Raw genomic sequence first — 19,799 nt, forward strand, 5'->3', positions numbered from 1 at the left:
GTATGACCCCCCCGCTTCTTGAGGCCCGCCCGCTTCTCGAGGCCCAGGGCCTCACCCGCCGCTACTGGCAGCGCCAGGGCTTCTTCGGGCGTGCCGTCGAGGTGCGCGCGCTGGACGGCGTCTCCCTCACCCTCGAGCGCGGCAAGACGCTGGGCCTGGTGGGCGAATCCGGCTGCGGCAAGTCGACCACCGGCCGGCTGGTGCTGGGGCTGGAGACCGCCGACCAGGGCAGCGTCCGCTTCGACGGCGCCCCCCTGCCCGCCCCCGGCAGCGCCGCCTGGCGGGCGCAGCGCGCCAAGATGCAGATGGTCTTCCAGGACCCGCTCGGCGCGCTCGATCGGCGCCTCTCCATCGGCACCCAGGTGGAGGAGCCGCTGGTCATCCACGGCCTGCCCGCCGGGCCCGAGCGCGTGGCAGCCCTGCTGCGCGCCGTGGGGCTGCGCCCCGACCAGGCCGCGCGCTACCCGCATGAGCTCTCCGGCGGTCAGCGCCAGCGGGCGGTGCTCGCCCGCGCCATGGCCACCGATCCGGCGCTGCTGGTCTGCGACGAGCCGATCAGCGCCCTCGACGTCTCGATCCAGGCGCAGGTGATGAACCTGCTGTCGGAGATCCAGGCCGAGCGCGGCGTCTCCATCCTGTTCATCAGCCACGACCTGCGCGCCGTCCGCCAGATGAGCCACCGGGTCGCGGTGATGTATCTCGGCCGCATCGTCGAGGAAGGCGAGCCCGACGCCGTGCTGCACGCGCCCGCCCACCCCTATGCCCAGGCCCTGGTCTCGGCCATCCCGCATCCCGCGCGCCGCGGCCAGCGCATCGTGCTGCAGGGCGACCCGCCCAACCCGGCGGCGCGCCCGGGCGGCTGCGCCTTCCACCCGCGCTGCCCCGTGGCCACCGGCCGCTGCGCCACCGACAACCCGGCGCTGAAGCCGCGCGCCGATGGCCGCCTGGTCGCCTGCCACCTGGCGCATGGCGAGATGCCGGCGGGCCACGGCCTGCTCGTGAAGAAGGCCGCCTGACATGCTGCGTTTCCTCGGCCTGCGCCTGGCCCGCGCCCTGCTGACCCTGGTGCTGGTGGTCAGCTTCGCCTTCGTCGTGCTGCGCATGTCCGGCGACCCGGCGCTGCTGATCATGTCGGCCGACGCGCCGCCGGAGGCCGTGGCCGCCTTCCGCCGCGCCTGGGGCCTCGATGACCCGCTCTGGGTGCAGTATTTCCGCTACTTCACCGCCATCTTCCAGGGCGACCTGGGCAATTCCATGCGCGACGGCCGCAGCGCCATCAGCCTGGTGGCCGAGCGCATCCCGGCGACCCTGGCGCTGACCCTGCCCGCGCTCGCCATCAAGCTGGGCGTCGGCATCCCCGCCGGCATCTACGCCGCGCTCCATCGCAATTCCTTCGCCGACCGCGCGGTGATGCTGCTGGCGGTGGCCGGCTTCACCGTGCCCTCCTTCGTGCTCGGCCTGCTGCTGGTGCTGCTGTTTGCCGTGCAGCTCGGCTGGCTGCCCTCCGGCGGCCAGGACAGCTGGCGCCACGCCATCCTGCCGGTGATCACCATGGGCCTGGGCGGCGCCGCCGTGCTGGCAAGGTTCACACGCTCGGCGATGCTGGAAGTGCTGGGCCAGCCCTATATGCGCACCGCGCTGGCCAAGGGCGTGCCCTGGCAGATGGCCGTCCGCCGCCACGCCCTGCCCAATGCCGCCATCCCGACGGTGACCATCATCGGCTTCATGATCGGCAGCCTGCTGGCCGGCGCCGTCGTCGTCGAAAGTGTCTTCTCCTGGCCCGGCGTCGGCCGCCTGCTGGTGGTGGCCGTGGCCAACCGCGACCTGGCGGTGGTGCAGTGCATCCTGCTGCTGGTCGCCGCCACCATGATCACCGCCAACCTGGTGGTCGACCTGCTCTATGGCGCCCTCGACCCCCGCCTGCGCGTCACCGCCCGCGGAGAAGCCTGACCATGTCCGCGACCACCCCCCAGCTGGTCCCCGCCGTCGTGGCGCCGCCGAAGCAGCGGACAAAAATCCCGCCGATGGTGGCGATCGCGCTGTTCTGGATCGTCGCGATCCTCGCCATCGCCTTCCTGGCCGAGGTCATCCGCCCCTATTCGATCACCGCCCTCGACCTGCGCGCCCGCCTGTCGCCCCCGGTCTTCATGGGCGGCACCTGGGCGCATCCGCTGGGCACCGACGAGCTCGGCCGCGACGTGCTGTCGCGCCTGATCGTCTCCATCCGCATGTCGCTGCTGATCGCCTTCGGCGCCGCCATCATCGCGGCGACGCTCGGCGTGCTGCTCGGCTTCCTCGCCGCCCATTTCCGCGGCTGGGTGGAGCAGGCGGTGATGGCCCTGGTCGACTTCCAGGCCGCCATGCCCTTCATGATCCTGGCGCTGTCGGTGCTGGCCTTCTTCGGCAATTCCCTGCCGCTCTTCATCGGCCTGCTCGGCCTGCATGGCTGGGAACGCTACGCCCGCATCGCGCGCGGCCTGGCCATCAGCGCCGGCGCGCAAGGCTATGCCGCCGCCGTGCGGCAGCTGGGCGCGACGCCCTGGCGCGTCTATGCCCGCCACGTCCTGCCCAATATCGCGGCGACCCTGATCGTCTCCATGACCCTGGCCTTCCCGGAAATCATCCTGCTGGAAAGCGGGCTGTCCTTCCTCGGCCTCGGCGTGCAGCCGCCGATGACCTCGCTGGGCAACATGGTGGGCTATGGGCGCGAATACCTGACGCGGGCGCCCTGGATCCTGCTGTCGCCCTCCGCCGTCATCGTGCTGACGACGCTCTCCGTCAGCCTGGTCGGCGACTGGCTGCGGGACCGGCTCGACCCCACCCTCCGATAAGCAAGCGAAGGCCGGGGGCATTGAATGCCCCCGGACCCCCACATTCATGCAGCACTAATGACCGCGGTGAAACTGCGGTCCAGAATGTCCTCGGCAACGATCTTCCGCCGCACCAGCCCAGCCCGCGTGTACAAGTCGATATTGCCCTGCTCGTCACGCGCCACAGCATCGTCGATCGGCACCACCCGGGTCCGGGCCCGCGTGAACCACTGCACCGCGACCGGCTCCGGCACATTCATCAGCCCCGACCAGGTCTTCGCGTAACCAGCGATATTCTCGTTCGCCCAGCGACGCGCGACCGTCAGCCGCCGCACGAAGTCTTCGAGGTCCGGCCGCCGCGACGCGATGGCATCGTCCCGCGCCGCCTGGAAGCTCAGCCCCGGCGTGATGCGGTTGCCATCGACGATGCGGCGCGACCCGGCCAGCACCTCTTCCTGCGACACATAGGGCTCCCAGGTCGACCAGGCCTCCACCGCGCCGCTGCCATAGGCCGCCTTGGCATCCGCCGGCAGCAGGAAGACCAGCTTCACCGCATCCGCCGGCAGCTTGGCATCCTCCAGCGCCGCCAGCACCAGCTGGTGCCCGATCGAGCCCCGTCCCGTGGCGATGCTCTTGCCGCGCAGATCGGCCAGCGTCTGGATGCGGCTGTCCTTCGGCACCAGGATCGCCAGCCCGTCCTGCCCTTGCCGCGTCGCCGCGATCGCCTTGGCCGGCACGCCCGCGGCGGCGCCGAAGGTGAAGGGCGCATCCCCCACCAGCCCCGTGTCGATGGCGCCGGCGTTCAAAGCCTCGACCAGCGGCGCGGCGGCGGGGAACTCGCTCCAGGCGAAGCGCCCCTCGACGCCCTTCAGCACCCCGGCCGCCTCCATCACCGCCCGCGCATTGCCGCGCTGGTCGCCGACCCGCAGCGGCGCCTGGGCGCGGAGAACCCGCGGCGCCGCCAGCACGGCGGCCCCCGTCAGCAGAAGTCGACGAGTAGGAAGAAAAGTCATGCGGCGATGTCCTGGTGCGCCAGCTTCTCGGCCAGCAGTCGGCGGGTGGCGGGCAGCAGCGAGCGGCCATACTCGACCGCATCCTCCAGCGGATCGAAGCCGCGGATCAGGAAGGTGGTGACCCCCAGCGCGTGGTACTCGAGGAAGGCCTCGGCCACCTGCTCCGGCGTGCCGACCAGGGCGGTGGTGTTGCCGCGCGCCCCGGTCTCGCGGGCGATGGCGGTGTAGAGCCGCCCTTCCGGCCGGTCGCCCAGCGCCGCCGCATCGAGCAGCCGCTGCGACCCGGCATTCTGCGGGGCTTTCACCTTGGAATCCGCGCCCGTCGACAGCGCAGCCTGCCCTCGAACCCGGCGGATATTAGCAAGAATGCCCTCGGCCTTGGCCCAGGCGGCTTCCTCGGTCTCGGCCAGGATCGGGCGGAAGGACAGGCTGAACTTGACCTCGCGGCCGTGCCTGGCGGCCTCGGCGCGGACGCGGGCGACGATGTCGCGCACCTGCGCCTTGGTCTCGCCCCACAGCGCATAGGTGTCGGCATGCTTGCCCGCCACGCGCAGCGCCGCCTCCGACGCGCCGCCAAAATAGATCGGGATGCGTGGCGCCTGCACGCTCTTCACCTCCGAGGACGCGCCCTTGATCCGGTAATAGGCGCCCTCATGGTCGACCGGCCCCTCGCCCGTCCAGACCGCCTTCAGCACGTCCAGATATTCGTCGGTGCGGGCATAGCGGTCATCCTTGCCCAGCCAGTCGCCGTCGCGCGCCTGGTCGGTGTCGTCGCCGCCGGAGATGACATGGATCGCCGCCCGCCCGCCGCTCAGCTGGTCCAGGCTGGCGAAGGCCCGCGCCGCGGTGGTCGGCGCCTGGAAGCCCGGGCGGTGGGCCACCAGGAAGCTGACCTTCTTCGTGTGGGCGGCGGCATCGGCGGCCAGCAGCAGCCCGTCCGGCCCGTTGCTGTACCAGCCGATCAGGATGCGGTCGAAGCCGCCCTCGTCATGCGCCTGGGCGGAGGCGCGCAGATAGCCGGGGTCCACCGCCGGGCCGCTGGCCGGATGGATCTCCGACTGCTGGCGCGGCTGGACCATGCCGATGAATTCGATCGCGTCGGACATGAGCTTCTCTCCTCAGCCCTGGCCGAGCGCCAGGCGCCCGGCCAGGATGTAGGCTGCATCGGGTTGCGGGGTGTGGATGCGGGCGCAGAGCACGTCGCGCAGATGCCGCTCCAGCGGGTTCTTCCGCGCCAGGCCATGATTGCCGGTGAGCGCCAGCGCCTGCTGCACCACGGCGATGGCATTGTCGGCGGCCAGCGTCTTGATCAGCCCGCTTTCGCTGGCGGTCGGCCCGTCGCCGGCATCCTGGTCGACGGCGGCGCTGGCGATCATCCGCTGGTTGGCCAGCAGCAGCGCGTCGATGCGCCCCACCGCCTCCTGCATCCGCGGCAGGCTGGCCAGCGGCGCGCCGAGGCCGGAGGGCACGCGGTCGCGCAGGAAACCCAGCAGCCAGTCCCGCGCCGCCCGCGCCACGCCGGTGTAGAGGGCGGCGATCAGCAGCGTGTTCCAGGCCGCCTGCGCCGCGTCCGGCCGCGCCCAGTCGCCCGGCAGCCGCAGGTCGGGCGCCTGATGCGCCGCGATGGCGACGCCGTCGAAGAAGACGTCATGGCTGCCCGAGGCACGCAGCCCGGCCTGGTCCCAGCTGTCCTCGATGCGGACGCCTGTCGCGGCGGCGGGCACCAGCACCAGGCCGGTGCGCGGCGCGTCCTCGTCGGTGCGGGCCCAAACCAGCATCCAGCTCAGGGCGGGCGCGCCGGTCGAATAGATCTTCTGCCCCGACAGCCGCCAGCCCTCGCCGTCGCGGCGCAGGATGGTGGCGGGCAGGCCGCCGCGCGCCGGCGTGCCGAGCTCCGGCTCGACGCGCAGCGCATTGACCAGCTCGCCGCGCTCGACCGCGCCACGGCCCAGCGTTTCTTTCAAAGCCTCCGGCCAGGCCCGCTCGGCGCAGATCTGGCGCAGCTGGATGAACTGCATCGACAGGACGAGGGCCGTGGCCGGGCAGCCTTCCGCCACCCCGCCGACGATCTCCGCCGCGCGGGCCAGGCCGATATGGCCGCCGCCGAAGCGTTCCGGCGCGGTCAGGCCGAGCAGCCCGGCCTCCTGCAGCGCCAGGAAATTGGCATGCGGGAAGCTCCCGTCGCGGTCGTGCTGCGCGGCGCTTTCGGAAAAACGCTGCTTCAGCGCGGGCAGCGGGTCGAGGCGAACGAAGCTGTCCATCAGGCGGCTTCCTCGAGCTCGACGCCCAGCGCCGACAGCAGCTGGCGGCGCAGCGTGGCGAAGACCGGGTCGGCATGGCGGCGCGGCCGCGGCAGCTCGACGGTGACATCGGCGGCGATGCGGCCGCCATCCAGCACCAGCACGCGATCGGCCAGCAGCACCGCCTCGTCGACGTCATGCGTGACGATCAGCGTGGTGGGCTGGTGGTGGCGCCACAGCTCCAGCACCAGGGCATGCATGCGGATGCGGGTCAGCGCGTCGAGCGCGGCGAAGGGCTCGTCGAGCAGCAGCAGCTGCGGCTCGCGCACCAGGGCGCGGGCCAGGGCCGTGCGCTGCGCCTCGCCGCCCGACAGCGTCGCCGGCCAGGCGTCCAGGTGGCGGCCGAGGCCCACCTCCTGCAGCGCCGCCTCGGCCCGGTCGCGCAGGGCGCGGCCCTCGAGGCCGATGACGACATTCTGCCAGACCTTCTTCCAGGGCAGCAGCCGCGGCTCCTGGAAGGCGACGGCGACCGGGCGCGGCAGGTCGAGCACCGCCTCGGCCGGCGCCGGGTCGAGGCCGGCCAGCGTCCGCAGCAGCGTCGACTTGCCGGAGCCGCTGCGGCCCAGCAGCGCGGTGAAGCTGCCCGGGGCGAGCTCGAGCGACAGGCTGTCGAGCACGGTGTTGCTGCCGAAGCGGCGGGTCAGGTTGCGGACGCGCAGCGTGCGGTCGGTCATGGCGCGCTCACCCCTTGATCAGGCTGGGACGCCAGGCCAGGGCCCGGCGCTCGACCAGGCGGACCAGCGCATCGGCGCCGAGGCCGAGCAGCGCATAGACCAGCAGGCCGACGACGATGATGTCGGTGCGCAGGAATTCCCGCGCGTCGTTGATCAGGAAGCCGATGCCGGCATTGGCGTTGATCTGCTCGGCGATGACCAGGCTGAGCCAGGCGCTGCCCAGCGCGTAGCGCAGCCCGACCAGCGCCGAGGGGAGTGCTGCCGGCAGCACCACGTGCCGCACCAGCCCGCGGCGGTCGAGGCCGAAGACCTGCCCCGCCTCGACCAGCTTCGGCTCGACGCCGCGAATGCCGGAGAACAGGGTCAGATAGACCGGGAAGGTGGCGCCGAGCGCGACGAGGGCGATCTTCGGCGTCTCGCCGATGCCGAACCACAGGATGAACAGCGGGACGAGCGCCAGGAAGGGCAGCGTGCGCAGCATCTGCATCGGCGCGTCCACCACCTCCTCGCCGCGGCGCGAGAGCCCGGCGACGAGGGCCAGCACCACGCCGGCCGAGAGGCCGATGGCGAGGCCGGCGCCGACCCGCCCGAGCGAGACCAGCAGATGCGACGGCAGCTCGCCCGAGAGCGTCAGCTCCCAGGCGCTGGCCAGCACGGTGCTGGGCGCGGCGAGCGTGCGCGGCGAGATCAGCCCGGCCATGGAGGCCGCCTGCCACAGCAGCACCAGCGCCAGCGGCGAGAGGAAGCGGCGAAGCTGGGCGGGCACGGCCAGGGACGTGATCACCCGGGGCCAGGAGAGGCGGCGGCGTTGCGCCAGGATCAGGTCGCGCGGCGCCGTGGCCGCATGGGTCTCGGACATGCTGGTCCTTTGCGGCATGGGGCCGCCTGCGGGCGTGGATTGTCTGTTCGCCCAGGCCTCAGGCCCGGGCAGGGCGCCGTGTCAGGCCCGACAGAAGCAGGGCCGCGCGAGGCGGCCTGGCATTCGACGGTGAGGACGGGGGCGCTGCGTCATGGCTTCCAAAAATATGAAGCGTGGCGCTTGGGCGAAAGAGTTGTGATTCCCAAATTTGCGCCGGGACGCAGCACGTCCCGACTACGCATCCAGGACGCCGGAGAAAACTATTCCCGCGCGGTCTCGACGCGGTCGGATGCCGCCTGGCGGTCGCGAAACGCCGGGCCGCCGAGCGGGAAGGCCGTGGTGTGCTTCATCCGTTCCATGGCGAAGCGGGAGGTGACGTTGCGCGGCGCCGTGGCCGCGATCAGCTTCTTGTAGAAGGTGTCGTAGGCGGCCATGTCGGCCACCGCCACGCGCAGCATGTAGTCGACCTCGCCGGCCATGCGGTAGGCCTCCATCACCTCCGGCATGGCAGCGACCGCCTCGGCGAAGCGCTGCATCCAGGACGGCGAATGGTCGCCCGCCTCGATGGCGACGAAGACGCTGAGGCCGAGCCCCACCGCCTCCGGCGAGACCAGGGCGACGCGGCGGGTGATCACCCCCTGCCCTTCCAGCTTCTGCACGCGCTTCCAGCAGGGGGTGGTGGACAGCCCCACCTTGTCGGCCAGCTGCGCCACGGACAGCGTGGCATCCGCCTGCAGCAGGCTCAGAATCTTGCGGTCGATCTCATCCATGCGCGCCAGCCTAGCATCGCGCCGGCGCGCTGGCGCAAGGGGAGGGTCAGGCGACATCCCGGAACAGCTGTGGCGGGATCTCGGCGATGAAGCGGGAGGGCTTGGCCGCCCAGTCGCGCCGGTGCCGCACCCAGCTGAGCCACAGCGTCTTCCGCGCCCGGGTCAGGCCGACATAGAAAAGCCGCCGCTCCTCGTCGAGGCTGCCCTGCGCCTCGGCGCGGAAATGCGGGAAGACGCCGTCCTCCAGACCGGGGAGCAGCACATGGTCGAATTCCAGCCCCTTGGCCCGGTGCAGCGTCATCAGCGCCACGGCATCCGGCGCCTCGGCCTCGCCTGCCGCATTGCCCAGCGCCAGGGCATCGGCATAGGCGGCCAGGCTGCCGCTGCGCGCGGCGGCGGCGAAGGCGGCCTCCCAGGCGGCGATGACCGGCGCCGGGGCCTGGCGCAGCCCGGCGGCCAGGCCGCTGCCGCTGGCCGCCAGCTGCAGCGCGTCGGCGGGTGACGGGCGCTGCGCCGCGAGGGCCGCGGCGATCGCCTTCGCCGTCTCGGCGACCGCCAGGAACGGGGCGCGGTCGTCGTCGGTGGCCTTCAGGGTCGGGATGGCGGCGGCCAGTGCCAGCCCGGCCTCGCCCGCATGGTCGCGCAGCCGGGCGAACAACCGCCCCGACAGGCCCCGCGCCGGCATGGCGCAGGCGCGGCGGAAGGCATCGTCGGCGGCGGGGTCCCAGGCGCCCTGGCGGAAGCTCAGCGCCAGCCGCAGCCAGGCCTGGGCGGCGAGGATTTCCTTCGGCGGCTCCGGCTCGCGCTCGGCGACCATGGCGGTCGGGATGCCGGCCTCGCGCAGCGCCAGCTGGATCGGCTCGGCCAGGAAGGTCGCGCGCAGCAGCACGGCGGCGTCGCGCCAGGCGAGCTCGGGGCTTTTCTGCCGCAGGGACAGCAGGCGCTTGGCGACCGCCTTGCCCTCCTCGCCCGGGGTTTCCAGGATGGTCAGGCTGAGCGGCGGGCCCAGCGCCGACTTGGCATCCGCCGGGCGCAGCACCTTGCGCAGCGCCTCGGGGTCGCAGGCGGCCACCGCATTGGCGGCCAGCAGGATGCGGCGGGTGGAGCGGTAGTTGGTCTCCAGCCGCAGCGCCGCGGGGGCGGTGGGATAGTGCTCGGCGAAGCGGCGCAGCTCGGCGACGGCGGCGCCGCGCCAGCCATAGATCGCCTGGGCATCGTCGCCGACGGCGAAGACCCGCGCCCCCTGCCCCGCCAGCAGCTTGACCAGCCGGTGCTGCGCCAGGTTGGTGTCCTGGAACTCGTCGACCAGAATTTCCGACCAGCGCGCCTGCCAGCGGGCGGCGAGATCCGGGTCGTCGCGCATGGCGCGGACGGGGAGCGCGATCAGGTCGTCGAAATCCAGCGCGGCGCGCTCGGCCAGCGCCGCCGTGTAGTCGGGCAGCAGGGCCGCCGCCTGGTCGAGCAGCGCCCCCTCGAAGCGCGCGAAGGCTTTTCCACGCGGCGTCTTCGCCAGCCGGCCTTTCAGCAGGGACAGGACCTCCTGCAGCGCGGCGCCGGTCTGGGCGTCGCGGATGCCGCCGGCCTGCATCAGCAGCCGCCGCGCCTCGGCCTGGGGGATGATGGAGAAGCCGCGCGGCAGGCCGGGCACATCGGCGCCATCCTCGACCAGCAGGCGGGCCATGGCGGCGTGGAAGGTACCGACCCAGCGCGGCAGCTGCTCGGGCGGCAGGCGCTGCGCCAGGCGGGCGCGCATCTCGGCCGCCGCCTTGGTGGTGAAGGTGATGCAGAGCAGGCGCGAGGGGTCCTCGCCGCGGCGCAGGATCAGGTCGACGACGCGGCGGGCCAGCGTCTCGGTCTTGCCGGAGCCGGCGCCAGCGATGACCAGCTGCGGCGCCGGCGCCAGCACCGCGGCGCGCTGCGCCGGGTTCAGCCCGGCGAGATGCTGCTCCGTCATGCCGGGCGGTCGAGGAAGCTGGGCCGCGCCTCGGGGTTCACCGCGATGCCGGCGGCGCGCAGCGAGGCCAGCAGCGTGTCGCGGTCGAGCCGCAGGTAGCGGGTGAGCAGCTGCAGGTAGAGACCCATGAAATCCGCGCCATGCCCGTCGGAGAAACCCTCGGCCGTGCTGGTCAGGCAATGCGCCAGCTCGTGCAGCAGCACCCAGGGTGGGCATTCCAGCGGCAGGCGCAGCCGCAGCCGGTCGGCATCGGCCATGCGGCGACGGGCCTGGGGCGGCAGCGGCTCGACCTTGGGCGGGAAGCGCAGGCCGAGCTCGGCCCAGAGCGCGTCGACCATCGGCTGGGCGGCGGCGAAGGCGACCAGGCCGCCGCCATGCGGGGCGATCACCCGGTCCTCCCAGGCATAGACGCGCTGGCGCTGGGCGTCGCGGCGCTTTTCCGAGGCGTGGTCCGCTGTGGTCACTCCAGCGCCCCCTGCCCTGCCCCGCGCACCGGGCGGTTCAGGCTGATGCGGTCGCCGGCGGCATAGCCCTGGCGGTAGGCGCCATTGGCGCGCAGCCCGCTGCGGCGGGCGCTGACCAGGCGGACGGAGGTTTCCTTGAAGGTATCCTCCACAACCCGGTGCTTCACCACAATCAGGGCGCTGCCGGTGCTGCGCTGGGCGGCGACCTCGGCCTCGCGCGCGGCATGCAGGGTTTCCAGCCGCTCGGCGATGCGGCTGGCCATGCCCTGCTGGTAACTGGTCGAGGCAAGGCGCAGGGCCACCGCCTTCAGCTCCGGCCGGCTGCCGCGGAAGCGAGCCAGCTCGGTCTGCATGCCGCGCTCGATGACGGCGTAGAGATAGCTTGCCATGGCGGTGTCTTCCTCGAAGCCGAAGAAGATATAGCGCGGGCGGTCCTCTTCCCGGGTCAGCCAGACCTTGCAGTCGCAAAAGCGGGCAATGGCGGGGACGCAGCCGTCGATCGGGCGGCGCTGCCGGCCGGGCAGCGGGATCTCGACCTGGACGCAGCGGGCGGCGCGGATGTCGATCTCGTCCATGCTGAGGGCGTAGCGCTCGAGCAGGCGGCCGGCCATCTCGGCGGCGGCGAGCGCCTCGGCCTCGGTGCAGCCGTTGGAGACGGTCTTCTCCGTCAGCGCCTTGATGCGCGCCTTGACCCGCGCCAGCTCATTCGCCTGCTGCATGCTGTTCTCAACCCGCCCGTCATCGATGGACCCGGCACGGCTATAGCACGGCGGGGGTCCGGGTGCAGGCGCGGCAGGCGTTCCGAAGGCGCATGGCGCGGGGGCGTTGGATGCATCCATGGCGGTTTTTCCGGAGTTGGTGGCGGCGGCCGGCGGGGCGTTATTTTCCGGAGGGTTGGATGCATCCATCGTCGCGCGGGCGGCCCGGCGACCAGGAAACCTGCCCATCCGCATCGGCCGTGGATGCATCCACGTTAGACGGAGCCGGTGGTGGCCGCCGGGAATGCCGCTTCCGGACAGCGCCGCGATGGATGCATCCATCCTCATCCTCCCTGACAAAAACCTCGCCAAGTCCCGGCTTTGAGTCTAGGAAGGCCGCGGGGGACTTCGGGGGTACCATGGATCAGCTCGACACCTTCCGCCGCATCGCCGAGGTGCTGCGCTCGGCCCAGCGCACCGCCATCGAGGTCGAGAACGCGCCGGACAAGCGCAAGCGCCTGCGCAGCTTCTCGGTGCAGGAGGCCGCGGCGCTGATCGGGGTGACGCCCACCCAGCTGCGCCGCACCGCCGGGCTGGCGCCGCGGGGCGGCGGCATCACGCCGCGGGCTCGCGTGGAATTCGCCGAAATCCTTGAGGCACGGCAGGCGCTGGGCAAGCTGCCGCGACGCGACGCCGCGCGCGGCGAGGGCCTGGCCACCGTCGTCTTCACCAATTTCAAGGGCGGCTCGGCCAAGACCACCAGCAGCGTGCATTTCGCCCAGTACCTGGCGCTGGCAGGGTTCCGGGTGCTGCTGGTCGACCTCGACAGCCAGGCGAGCGCCACGGCGCAATTCGGCCTGGACCCGGCGCATGAGATCAGCGCCGAGAAATGCTTCCTGGCCTGGCTGAAGCGGGAAGGGGAGGGGGCAGCGCTCGCCCAACGCCTGTGTCAGCCCACCTATTGGCCGGGCATCGACCTGCTGCCCGCCGGCGCCGCGCTCGCCGAGGCGGAGGAATTGCTGGCGGCGCGGGCGGCGAGCGGCGCGGTCGAGGACCCGCTGTATTTCGACGAGCTGGCGGCGCTGCTGGCCGCGACCGGCGACCGCTACGACATCGTCGTCGTCGACACCCGGCCGGACGTCAACATGCTGATGACGGCGGCCCTCCATGCGGCGACCGGCATCGTGGTGCCGACGCGGGCGACGATGACCGACCTGGCCTCGACCGGCGAGTTCTTCGCGCATCTGGCGGGCTATGCTGGCGACTTCCGCGCCGCCTTCGGCCAGGGGCTGGACTTCGCCTTCAGCCGCATCCTGGTCACCGCCTTCGACCCCACCGACCGCAGCCAGGAGGCGCTGCTCGGCCTGCTGCGCGAGCGCTTCGGCGAGGCGGTGCTGGGCGATCCCTTCCTGCATTCGCGCATCATGGGCACGGCGGGCTTCGGCAAGGAGACGCTGTACGAATACGAGCCCTCGACCGACCGCGCCGCCTACAACCGGGTCATCGCCAGCGCCAATGCGGTGAACCGCGCCATCCTGGGCCAGGTGCTGCAGCATTGGGGGCGCGCCGCATGAAGAACCGCTTCGGCGCCCTGTCCCAGGCGATGCGCGACAGTACCGCCGAGGTCGCGCCCGCCGCCGCCGCGCCCGCCGCGCAGCACCGGCCGGCGACCGCGCTGAACGCCGCCGCCGAAGGGTTGCGCGAACGCATCGCCCGGCTGGAGGCGGAGCTCGCCGCTGGCGGGTCGCGCGAGGCCGAGCTGCGGCAGGCGCTGGCCGCCACCCGCGCCGTCGCCGCCAGGGCAGGGGAGGGGGCCGAGGAATTCCTGTTCATCGACCCGGGGCTGGTCACCGACCTGCTGCCGCGCGACCGGCTGCCCGGCGCCTTCGACGGCGCCGAGTTCGAGGAGCTGCTGGAAGACATCCGCGCCAATGGCCAGAACGACGCCATCACGCTGCGGCGGCAGGGGGAGGGGTTCGAGATCGCGGCCGGGCGACGGCGGCTGGAGGCCTGCCGGCGTCTCGGCATCCAGGCGCTGGCACGGGTGCGGACGCTGGACGATGCGGCGATGCTGCGGGTGCAGTTCTCGGAGAATGAGCGGCGCGAGGATATTTCTGCGCTGGAGCGGGCCCGCTGGTTCGCCGAGGTGCGGGGTCGCTTGCCGGGGACGGCGCGGGAGATCGCGGCGCAATTCGGCCTCGATCCGTCGACCTTGAGCCTCTATCTGCGCCTGGCGCGTTTCCCTGCCGAGATCACCGAGAAGCTGCGCGAGCCGCGGCGGCTGGCGATGCTGCGCGCCCGCCGGGTGATGGAGGCGGTGGAGGCCGATGCGACCGCGCTGCCCCGCATCCTGTCAGCATTGGACGCGCAGGCCCGAACCGCTGGCAGCGCCCTTGACGCGGAAGAGCAGATTTCCCTGCTGATGCGCGTGTCCGAGGGTCGCGAGGCGCGCCCTGGCAGCAACCGCCCAGCGCTGCCGGAGCGCCGGCACATCGTGCACGAGGGTCATCGGATCGGCACGCTGACGCGCAATGGCGGCCAGTGGGTGTTCCGCTTCGCGACGTCGCTGACGGACGAGACGGTCCAGGACCTGGCCGACCGCCTGCCCAGCTTGCTGCCGATAGGAAAAAAAAGATGAGGGAGGTCTGGAGGGAGAATTCTTTCTCCCTCCGGCCTTGCTTGCTTCCTTCCTGCGAACCCTGCCAGCCGCTCCAGGCTTGCAAGGTTCTCAGTTTGAAACGGGTGGCGGCGACGGCTCGAGCAGCAGCCCGCGGTCGGTGACCCGCACCTTGGCGTTCTTATAGGCCGAGAGCGCCAGGTGCAGCGGCCCTTCGAACTGGGTCTTGAAGTTCTTCAGCGCGCCGACCTTGGAGCCGAACTGCCGCCAGAGCCGATCCCAGCCGATCGGCGTCTCCTTCGGCAGGGAATGCAGCCGGTAGGCGAGCCAGAGGTAGATATCGATGGCCAGGGGCGAGGTAGTGAGATCCCTGACAGCCGCGCGGTCGACCAGCACGGGATGCCGGCGGAGCTCGTCGAAGAAGGTCTGCGACAGCACGACATGCTCGACGAGGCGGGCGGTGCGCTTGGAGCGGGGGTCGGGCTCGCCGATATAGCTATAGGCGTCGACCAGGCGCTGGTTGACGATGACGCCCTTCTTGTCGTTGCCGAAGCTGAAGTCGACGGCGCAGGTGGCCAGGCGCTCCAGCTGCTCGGCGACCTTGCCGTTGCTGGGGCCGCCGCGGCTGATGCCGAGCCGCGCCAGCACCGCGCTGGCCGAGCGGCCCATATGGATCTCGCGCGAGCCGCGTTCCAGCGCCTCGGTCTGCCAGTCGATCATCAGCAGGCGGGCGTAGCTGCCGAAGGGGACGCCGATGAATTCCTGGCTGTTGTCGTCGCGCAGCCGCACGCCGGGGCGGACCAGCAGCCGGGCATAATCGGTGTCGATCAGCCAGTTCTGGTCCTTCGGCTGGTCGCGATGCGGCAGGCCGGCCAGGCACCAGGCGGAATAGCTGTAGCCGACCTCGCTGCCGCCCTCGAATTCGCGCACGATGGCGGAGGAGGCGGTGTCGGCGATCTGGCGGCCCATGCGGCCGGCCAGAGCCTTGCTCAGGCTGGGCGGGCGGCTTTCCAGCACGGCGAGCTGGGCAGCCTTGACGGCGCCCTTGACCCCCTTGGCCTCGACGATGCCATGCACATTGGCGGCGGCGCCGAAGAGGTCACCCTGCTGGGTCCCCCCCTGCTGCTGCAGACCGGGGCCGATCGACGTCTTCAGATTCGCTGGCAGCTCAACCATGAGCCGCAAACTGCCCCGGCCCCCCGGCGAGAGTCGATGCGAACCTTGCCAACCGGCTTTCTCCTGGCCTGTGAACCTTGCCAGCCCAGGGCAATGGTTTGGGTAGTAGAGATATTGTTATTGAAGAAGGGCTGGCAGGGTTCGCGTGGATAACCCGCTGACCCCTTGATCTTGAACGACATTCCGGAAAAGCGCGCTGCTGGCAGGGTTCGCAGTTGACGGGCTTCGGCGGTTTTCCGGGGGCTGGCAAGGTTCACAGCCGGCTGGGGGACAGAATCGGCGCCGAGACGGCATGGCTGGCAAGGGTCGCAAGTCCTTCGAATCGCTCGATCGAGTCTCGCAGCCTCGCCGCGGCTGGCAAGGTTCACGGCTGGGAAGGTTCACGCGGCCCGGCTGGCCACTGTTCGGCGGGCTAGGTCCGGCTGGCAAGGTTCCCGGCTGGCAAGGTTCACAGGGGCCGGGCGGCTGGCAAGGTTCACAGCGCGGCGCCCTGCGGCTTGCCGCGCCGTGACGCCGGGGTATAGAAAGGTACGACCCGGTCATCCTGAGGAGCGCCACGATGTCGAGCAGCCTGGCCCTGAAGCTGGATGAGGAGACACGCCAGCGGCTGCAGGCGCTGGGGCAGCTGCGCGACCGCTCGCCGCATTGGCTGATGAAGAAGGCGGTGCTGGAATTCCTCGAGCGCGAGGAAGGCTATGAGCGGGAGAAGAGCGAGGACCTGGCGCGCTGGGAGGCCTATCGCCTGAGCGGCCGCGCCATCCCCGGCGATGCCGTGCAGGATTGGCTGGAGCGCTTCGGCACCGCGGCGGAGACGCCGGCGCCGGGCCTGGACTGAGCTGCCGCCGCCATGGCCGGGCTGCTCTGGCTGCCGGAGGCGGTCGACGACCTGCAGCGCCTGCTGCGCTTCCTGCAGGAGAAGAACCCCGAGGCCGCCCGCCGCGCCGCCCGCGCCATCGGCGCCGGGGCGACCCGGCTGGCCGGGCAGGGCGAGCTCGGCCGGCCGATGGGCGATGGCACCGGGCGGCGGGAGCTGGTGGTGCCCTTCGGCGCCGGCGCCTATGTGCTGCGCTACCGCCTGGATGAGGGCAGCGACCAGCCGCTCCGGGTGGTTGTCATTCGCCTGTGGCATGGCCGGGAAGCGCGGGCGTGAGGACAAAGCCGCTGATTTTTCACCCACTCGTCACGCGACATGCTAATTGCCCCGTCGCGCGCGCCGCCGCCCTGCTGGCGACCCCGCGCGCCGGCCCCCGGGATCAGGATGATCTCTGCCGGGCACAGGCTCGCGCAGGGGTGTTTGGAGACGGTCAACCTTCCTAAATAGACAAACGGCCACCGTGCGGCGGCCGTTCCTTCTTCTGTCACCCCGCTGGTCCTGCCGATGCCCTCCAGGCGCGGTGCCGGCGGTCTGGCCCGTTCGGGCCGGCCAGCGTCGGGTGTGACGTACGAGACCTTGTTGGGGCCTTCCCTGGTCCCCCAGCACGAACGAACAGGTGGATAGATGGACGGGATGTTTACCTACGGCGCGGCTGATCAGGGCGATACCGAGGGCGGCGCGCCGCTCAAGGCGCGGACGGGCGCGTTCGGGGACATCCTGGCCCGCGAGACGCCGGAGGCTGAGCGTCCGGCCGGGATGAACCGTGGCTGGCGGGCCGAGATGGGCGACGAGTTCGACAGCCCCGAGACGGTCGACGTGCGCGTCGACGAGAACGTCGAGGAGGAGGAGCGCGAGCCCGCCGAGGCCGAGGAAGGCGAGGAGCCGCGCGAGGCGGCCGAGGCCGAGGAAGGCGTCGAGGGCGGCAACGTCAACGAGGCCACCCTGGCGCGGTCCGACGACCCGGTGCGCATGTTCCTGCGCGAGATGTCGGGCACCGACCTGCTGAGCCGCGACGAGGAGATCGCCCTCGCCCAGCGGATCGAGGCCGGGCGCGACGCGATGCTGGCCGGGCTGTGCGAGAACCCGATCACCTTCACGCATCTGCAGGCCTGGCGCACCGCGCTGCAGGAATCGCAGATGCCGCTGCGCGACGTGGTCGAGCTGGAGGCGATGGCCGCCGACGCCGCCCCGGCGCCGGAGCCGGAGGAGGCCGAGGAGGCCGAGCCCGCCGCGCCGCATGCGACGCTTGACGAGAAGATGAAGCCCGAGGTGCTGGCCGCCTTCGGCGCCGCGCTCGACGCCCATACCATGCTGCGCGGCATGACCGCGCGCAGCGGCGACGCCCAGGCCAAGCGGGCCGAGATGGTGGTGCTGTTCGGCGCCCTGCGCCTGCGCCCGGCCCGGCTGGACCTGCTGGTGGCCCAGGTGCGCGAGATGCACCGCCGCCTGCTGGGGCTGGACGGCAAGGCGGTGCGCCTGGCCGTGTCCGCGCGGCTGGACCACGAGGCCGTGCTGAAGCTGTGGGACGGCAGCGAGGCCGGCGCCACGCGCGTGCTGGATGCGGTGGCCAAGGTTCGCAGCAGCGCGGCGCGGCATGCGCAGGCAGTGCGCGACCTGCGCGAGAGCATGCCCGCCATCCGCGTCGGCATTTCCAAGCTGGAGGCCGAGAGCGGCCTGTCGGCGCCGGAGCTGCGCCGGGTCTGCGCCGAGGTCGCCCGCGGCGAGCGCGACATGCGCAAGGCCAAGGAAGAGCTGACCCGCGCCAACCTGCGGCTGGTGGTGCATATCGCCAAGCGCTACCGCAACCGTGGGCTGATGTTTGGCGACCTGATCCAGGAAGGGAACATCGGGCTGATGCGCGCGGTCGATAAGTTCGACTGGCGCCGCGGCTTCAAGTTCGCGACCTATGCCACCTGGTGGGTGCGGCAGGCGATCACCCGGTCGCTGGCCGACCAGGCCCGCACCATCCGCGTCCCCGTCCATATGACGGAGACGGTCGGCAAGGTCGCGCGGATGAGCCGCCGTTTCGCCCAGAAGGCCGGCCGCGAGCCGACGCCGGAAGAGCTGGCGGGCGAGCTGGGCATGTCGGTCGACAAGGTGCGCGCCGTGCAGCGCCTGGCGCGCGAGCCGGTCAGCCTGGAGAACCCGATCGGCGAGGATGATGACGGCCGCCTCGGCGACTTCATCGAGGACGAGAACGCGGTGATCCCCTTCGACGCCGCCGCCCGGTCCTCGATGCGCGACGCGACCATGCGCATCCTGTCCGACCTGACGCCGCGCGAGGAACGCATCCTGCGCATGCGCTTCGGCATCGGCGGCGAGAACGACCATACGCTGGAAGAAGTGGGCAAGACCTTCAACGTCACCCGCGAGCGTATCCGCCAGATCGAGGCGAAGGCGCTGAAGAAGCTGCAGGTCTCGAAGCGCGGCAAGTCGCTGCGGTCGTTCCTGGCGTAAAGACAAGGCTGGGGGAATGAATTCCCCCCGCAAACGTATACGTTTGCGCCCCTCTTTTTTCTGTTCTGTAAGATAACTGCGTCTTGCTGAACCGTCGTCATGGCGGCTCAGTGGGGCGCATTTTTTTATATCAGGTCGCGCTGTGGACTGGCCGTTTCACGTCCTGTCGTAACGTGGACACGGCAGTCCGAAAGAAAAAAGATGGGGTCCAGGGGAATTCATTCCCCTGGCCTTTGCCTGTTCTTACTTAATCTCAGTCTCCACCACCCCAACGCCCGCGAATTCAGCGCGGACGGCGGTCCCCGGCGGCACCAGGATATTGCCGGTGCAGCTGCCGGTGGTGATGACCATGCCTTTCTTCAGGCCGCCGAAGCGCTTGGCGCCTTTGTTGGCCAGCCACTGGATCAGGCGGATCGGCTCGCCGGCGGTGTTGCCGCCGACATGCTCGACCGCCACCTGGCCGTTGAAGGTCAGCTTGATCGGCAGCTTCGGCGGGTCGATCGCCTGCCAGGCGTCCACCGCCGGCCCCACCACCAGCGCGCCGTGGTTCACCTGGTCGGCGGCGTGGCTCAGCGGGTCGCTGATGGCCAGGCGCTCGAAGCGGGTGTCGACGATCTCGATGGTCGGGTTCAGCGTGGCGATGGCCGCCAGCACCTCGTCGCGCGAATAGGGCGCGTCGCGCGGCGGCAGGTCGGCGCCCAGGGTGTAGCCGATCTCGGCCTCGATGCCGGTGATGTTGAAGTCGCTGGCGGCATAGGGGGTGCTGTCGAAGCGCATGTCCTCGGCATGCAGGGCGACGCCGGAGGGCTCGGCCTCGGCGGTGGCCGCACCCACCTTCCAGCCGGCGATCGGGCCGCGCCCGGCGGCGACCAGCAGCTGGATCTCCACCACCTCGGCCGCGTTCTGCGGGCGGGCGCCTTCCGGCAGGTGGGTCAACAGCTTCCGGCTGCGGCGGGCTTCCAGCAAGGCCTGGGCGGCGGCGGCAAAATCGGTGGCCATGGCGCGGCGTTCTCTCTGTCTCGGATGCGGCATCCTGGCCGATCCCGGCGCGTTGGGCGAGGGGCGCAGCTTATGGTCGGCCGTTCGCTGCGGTGGTAACCAGGGGCGGCCTGCCCCGGGGTGACGGGCGGGCC

19 protein-coding genes are annotated in these 19,799 nt (G+C 71.5%); 8 read left to right on the top strand and 11 right to left on the bottom strand.

Annotation, left to right across the window (positions count from 1 at the left end; all coding sequences use genetic code 11):
* Window positions 1-2 precede the first annotated feature (2 nt).
* The 3 genes from GVN67_RS11385 to GVN67_RS11395 are packed head-to-tail and all read left to right on the top strand — an operon-like array spanning window position 3 to window position 2,831.
* Complete coding sequence (locus GVN67_RS11385) at window positions 3-1,016, top strand: ABC transporter ATP-binding protein (protein WP_159995915.1); 1,014 nt, start codon at window positions 3-5, stop codon at window positions 1,014-1,016.
* Window position 1,017: 1 nt separating this feature from the next.
* Complete coding sequence (locus tag GVN67_RS11390; RefSeq protein WP_159995917.1) at window positions 1,018-1,950, top strand: ABC transporter permease; 933 nt, start codon at window positions 1,018-1,020, stop codon at window positions 1,948-1,950.
* Between the two features lie 2 nt (window positions 1,951-1,952).
* Window positions 1,953-2,831: an ABC transporter permease gene (locus GVN67_RS11395; protein ID WP_159995919.1), complete on the top strand. Its 879-nt coding sequence runs from the start codon at window positions 1,953-1,955 to the stop codon at window positions 2,829-2,831.
* Window positions 2,832-2,875: 44 nt separating this feature from the next.
* Here GVN67_RS11395 and GVN67_RS11400 read toward each other — a convergent pair whose 3' ends face one another.
* From GVN67_RS11400 to GVN67_RS11440, 9 genes are all read right to left on the bottom strand, one after another.
* The gene (locus tag GVN67_RS11400) at window positions 2,876-3,823 is read right to left on the bottom strand and encodes an ABC transporter substrate-binding protein (protein WP_159995921.1); all 948 of its coding nucleotides are present in this window, start codon (window positions 3,821-3,823) and stop codon (window positions 2,876-2,878) included.
* On the bottom strand, window positions 3,820-4,929 hold the full coding sequence (locus GVN67_RS11405) for an LLM class flavin-dependent oxidoreductase (RefSeq protein WP_159995923.1): 1,110 nt from the start codon (window positions 4,927-4,929) through the stop codon (window positions 3,820-3,822). The genes GVN67_RS11400 and GVN67_RS11405 overlap by 4 nt, the downstream gene beginning before the upstream one ends.
* A 12-nt stretch (window positions 4,930-4,941) precedes the next feature.
* Window positions 4,942-6,084, bottom strand: a complete 1,143-nt coding sequence (locus GVN67_RS11410) for an acyl-CoA dehydrogenase family protein (RefSeq protein ID WP_159995925.1) — start codon at window positions 6,082-6,084, stop codon at window positions 4,942-4,944.
* Window positions 6,084-6,797: an ABC transporter ATP-binding protein gene (locus GVN67_RS11415; RefSeq protein ID WP_159995927.1), complete on the bottom strand. Its 714-nt coding sequence runs from the start codon at window positions 6,795-6,797 to the stop codon at window positions 6,084-6,086. Before GVN67_RS11415 ends, GVN67_RS11410 begins: the two co-directional genes overlap by 1 nt.
* A 7-nt stretch (window positions 6,798-6,804) precedes the next feature.
* On the bottom strand, window positions 6,805-7,656 hold the full coding sequence (locus tag GVN67_RS11420) for an ABC transporter permease (RefSeq protein ID WP_159995929.1): 852 nt from the start codon (window positions 7,654-7,656) through the stop codon (window positions 6,805-6,807).
* A gap of 260 nt (window positions 7,657-7,916) precedes the next feature.
* The gene (locus tag GVN67_RS11425) at window positions 7,917-8,426 is read right to left on the bottom strand and encodes an Lrp/AsnC family transcriptional regulator (RefSeq protein WP_200845228.1); all 510 of its coding nucleotides are present in this window, start codon (window positions 8,424-8,426) and stop codon (window positions 7,917-7,919) included.
* 46 nt (window positions 8,427-8,472) lie between these two features.
* Entirely contained in the window at window positions 8,473-10,380 is a 1,908-nt protein-coding gene (locus GVN67_RS11430; protein WP_159995933.1) for an ATP-dependent helicase, read from the bottom strand.
* Entirely contained in the window at window positions 10,377-10,844 is a 468-nt protein-coding gene (locus tag GVN67_RS11435) for a hypothetical protein (RefSeq protein ID WP_159995935.1), read from the bottom strand. Before GVN67_RS11435 ends, GVN67_RS11430 begins: the two co-directional genes overlap by 4 nt.
* Window positions 10,841-11,563: a DUF2786 domain-containing protein gene (locus tag GVN67_RS11440; protein WP_159995937.1), complete on the bottom strand. Its 723-nt coding sequence runs from the start codon at window positions 11,561-11,563 to the stop codon at window positions 10,841-10,843. The genes GVN67_RS11435 and GVN67_RS11440 overlap by 4 nt, the downstream gene beginning before the upstream one ends.
* A gap of 398 nt (window positions 11,564-11,961) precedes the next feature.
* Here GVN67_RS11440 and GVN67_RS11445 point away from each other — a divergent pair, with 398 nt between their 5' ends.
* Both GVN67_RS11445 and GVN67_RS11450 read left to right on the top strand, forming a co-directional pair.
* On the top strand, window positions 11,962-13,116 hold the full coding sequence (locus tag GVN67_RS11445) for an AAA family ATPase (RefSeq protein WP_159995939.1): 1,155 nt from the start codon (window positions 11,962-11,964) through the stop codon (window positions 13,114-13,116).
* Complete coding sequence (locus tag GVN67_RS11450; protein WP_159995941.1) at window positions 13,113-14,180, top strand: ParB/RepB/Spo0J family partition protein; 1,068 nt, start codon at window positions 13,113-13,115, stop codon at window positions 14,178-14,180. The genes GVN67_RS11445 and GVN67_RS11450 overlap by 4 nt, the downstream gene beginning before the upstream one ends.
* Before the next feature lie 90 nt (window positions 14,181-14,270).
* On the opposite strand, the gene GVN67_RS11455 is transcribed toward GVN67_RS11450, so the two are convergent.
* Window positions 14,271-15,335 (bottom strand): replication protein RepA, encoded by a 1,065-nt coding sequence (locus tag GVN67_RS11455; protein WP_235035247.1) that lies wholly within the window; start codon window positions 15,333-15,335, stop codon window positions 14,271-14,273.
* Between the two features lie 559 nt (window positions 15,336-15,894).
* On the opposite strand from GVN67_RS11455, the gene GVN67_RS11460 reads away from it, so the two are divergent.
* The 3 genes from GVN67_RS11460 to rpoD all read left to right on the top strand — a co-directional run bounded on the left by GVN67_RS11460 (window position 15,895) and on the right by rpoD (window position 18,666).
* Window positions 15,895-16,170, top strand: coding sequence for a CopG family ribbon-helix-helix protein (locus GVN67_RS11460; RefSeq protein ID WP_159995943.1), 276 nt, complete (start codon window positions 15,895-15,897; stop codon window positions 16,168-16,170).
* Between the two features lie 12 nt (window positions 16,171-16,182).
* Window positions 16,183-16,485 (top strand): type II toxin-antitoxin system RelE/ParE family toxin, encoded by a 303-nt coding sequence (locus GVN67_RS11465; protein ID WP_159995945.1) that lies wholly within the window; start codon window positions 16,183-16,185, stop codon window positions 16,483-16,485.
* A gap of 357 nt (window positions 16,486-16,842) precedes the next feature.
* Complete coding sequence (gene rpoD, locus GVN67_RS11470; RefSeq protein ID WP_235035248.1) at window positions 16,843-18,666, top strand: RNA polymerase sigma factor RpoD; 1,824 nt, start codon at window positions 16,843-16,845, stop codon at window positions 18,664-18,666.
* Between the two features lie 243 nt (window positions 18,667-18,909).
* Here the strand turns inward: rpoD and GVN67_RS11475 are convergent, their stop codons facing one another.
* On the bottom strand, window positions 18,910-19,665 hold the full coding sequence (locus tag GVN67_RS11475) for a 2-keto-4-pentenoate hydratase (protein WP_159995949.1): 756 nt from the start codon (window positions 19,663-19,665) through the stop codon (window positions 18,910-18,912).
* Between the last annotated feature and the right edge of the window lie 134 nt (window positions 19,666-19,799).

Origin of the sequence: Roseomonas sp. 18066, assembly GCF_902706185.1 — a bacterium.
GTDB lineage: Bacteria > Pseudomonadota > Alphaproteobacteria > Acetobacterales > Acetobacteraceae > Pseudoroseomonas.